Origin of the sequence: Nocardiopsis lucentensis DSM 44048 (assembly GCF_000341125.1) — a bacterium.
Taxonomy (GTDB): domain Bacteria; phylum Actinomycetota; class Actinomycetes; order Streptosporangiales; family Streptosporangiaceae; genus Nocardiopsis; species Nocardiopsis lucentensis.
Genome location: NZ_ANBC01000130.1, coordinates 1 through 2,098 on the forward strand (window position 1 = coordinate 1; position 2,098 = coordinate 2,098).

Consider the following 2,098-nt stretch of genomic DNA (forward strand, 5'->3'; position numbering starts at 1 on the left):
GACACCCGGTCGCCCTCACGGGTCATCGGTGGCGGCAGGATCGGCACGAACTCCACGCGCGTATCGGGCCCGGGCGGCTCGTCACCGACCGGCCAGGGCAGCGAGAACGACGTGCGCCGGGGGAAGCGGGCGTCCCGCTCGGCCAGGAAGGCGTTCAGGTCGTCCTCCTCGGCCAGCTCCACCAACCGGGCGACCAGTTCGTGCTGGTGCTTGCGCCGGGCGTCGGGATCGGCGAACCGGGGCAGGTCCCGCCGGAACAGGTCCTCGTCGACCAGCCGCCGCACCAGGGCCTCGGCCCAGTCCACCCCCGTGGCGCGGGTGAAACCGAAGGTCAGGTGCATGCTCACCCCGCCGGTGCCGGTGACCGTGTGCCACCAGCCGCGAGGTACGTGGATCACCTCGCCGGGACGGAGCACGCCCTCCCACACCACGTGGAGTTCGCCGTCGGCGTCGCGCGGCGGCGTGTGGGCGTGGTCGGTGTCGTTCTTCATGGGGTGGGGGCGCGACCCCGGACCGTGCACCTGCCAGTGTTTGGTGCCCTCCACCTGGACGATCACCGTGTCGTGGTCGTCCCAATGGGTGTCGAACCCACGCGAATCACCCCAGATCAGGTACAGGTTGGCCTGCACCCTCTCACGCACCAGGCGCATGAGGTCGTCCGCGGCCGCGGCGACGGGCGGATGCATCCGGTCGACGCTGTCCAGCACCAGGCTCGCCCCGGCGCGCAGTTCGGTGTAGAGCGACTCGGGCCGCACCACCCGGCGCGCGGAGCGGGAGGAAGTCGCCCGGTCGGTGTAACGGTCGACCGGAATGGGGGAGCCGTCCCGGTGCAGGCGCAGGCGCGGCGGCTCGGGGGCGCACGTGGCCAGCAGGTGGTTGAGGTCGTCGAAGGTCAGTAGGGAGCGCACGGCGTCCGCACCCAGGTCGGTGTGGACGAACTCCTCCGACAGGCGGGACGTGAGGCCCGTGTTCTCGGGCAGGGCGTGTGTGAACAGGCGGCCGAGGTCGGTCACGGCGAGTCCCTTCCGTGAGGGGCCCGCCCGGCCCCGGCGCGAAGGCGTGGGACCGGGCGGGATGGGAGTCAGATGAAGTCGGAACTGGAGTCGGTACCGTCGCTGTCGCCGCCCGCGGTGATGTCGCGGGAGGTCACCTCCGCCAGGTCCTCGACCTCAACCTCGATCGGGTCCATCTCGCACCTCGCTTTCCGTGTGCCGTTGTCCACTTTCTTCCGTGCGGGGGCCGTTCCGGGCCTCAGGGCCCGGTCAGCCCCGTCTCGTGGGCCGCGAACGCGTGCGCGTCGGCGGCCAGTCCCACCGCCCGGCTGACCGCGCGCGGGCCGTGCCCCACGTCGCGCTCGTACCGGAGCAGGACCGGAGGGCGTCCCTCGTCCCGCGCGGCCGCGCGCAGCGCCGCGCACATCTTGCGCGGGTGGGCGGCGTCGGTTCGGGTGTCACCGTGGAAACCGGTGAGCAGGACGCGGGGGAAGGAGCGGCCGGGCGTGCGGACGGCGCTGTCCAGGGCCCGGTGGTAGGGGGAGTAGGACATCAGGGCGGCGAAGTCGTCGGGGTCGGCGACGCTGCCGAACTCGCGTGTCCACATCCGGCCGAGCCCCAGGCGTTCGAACCGCGCCATGTCCGCCAACGGCGCGGAGGCGATGACCGCCGAGCACAGGTCCGGCCGGGACACGGCGGCGGCCAGGACGAGCAGGCCGCCCGCGGAACCGCCCGACAGGCAGAGCTGGTCACGGGCGCACAGGCCCTCCGCCACGAGGGCGTCGGCGGCCGCGACCAGGTCGGCGACCGCGCGCGGCTTGTCGCGGCCCGAACCGCGCAGGTGCCAGTCGCGTCCGGCGTCGCCGCCCCCGCGCACGTGCGCCACGGCGTACCGCCCGCCCGAGAGGAGCCAGGCCAGGACGGTCGCGCTGAACCCGAACTGCCGGGGGCGTCCGAACCCGCCGTAGGCGTGCAGGAGGGTCGGCCCGGGTTCGGGGGAGCGTGCGCCGCCGGGGCCGGTGAAAACGGTGACCGGCACCCGCGTGCCGTCCGGTGAGCGGCACCACAGCACGGTGCGGGTGACCGCGGGGGGAGCCGGTGGCGCG

At 74.0% G+C, this 2,098-nt stretch carries 2 protein-coding genes; both read right to left on the minus strand.

The annotated features are described in order from the left end of the window. A partial coding sequence (locus tag D471_RS0104200) for a cupin domain-containing protein (RefSeq protein WP_017597470.1) occupies nt 1–1,013 on the minus strand: 1,013 nt, incomplete at its 3' end. 238 nt (nt 1,014–1,251) lie between these two features. After that, a partial coding sequence (locus tag D471_RS0104210; RefSeq protein ID WP_017597471.1) for a prolyl oligopeptidase family serine peptidase occupies nt 1,252–2,098 on the minus strand: 847 nt, incomplete at its 5' end.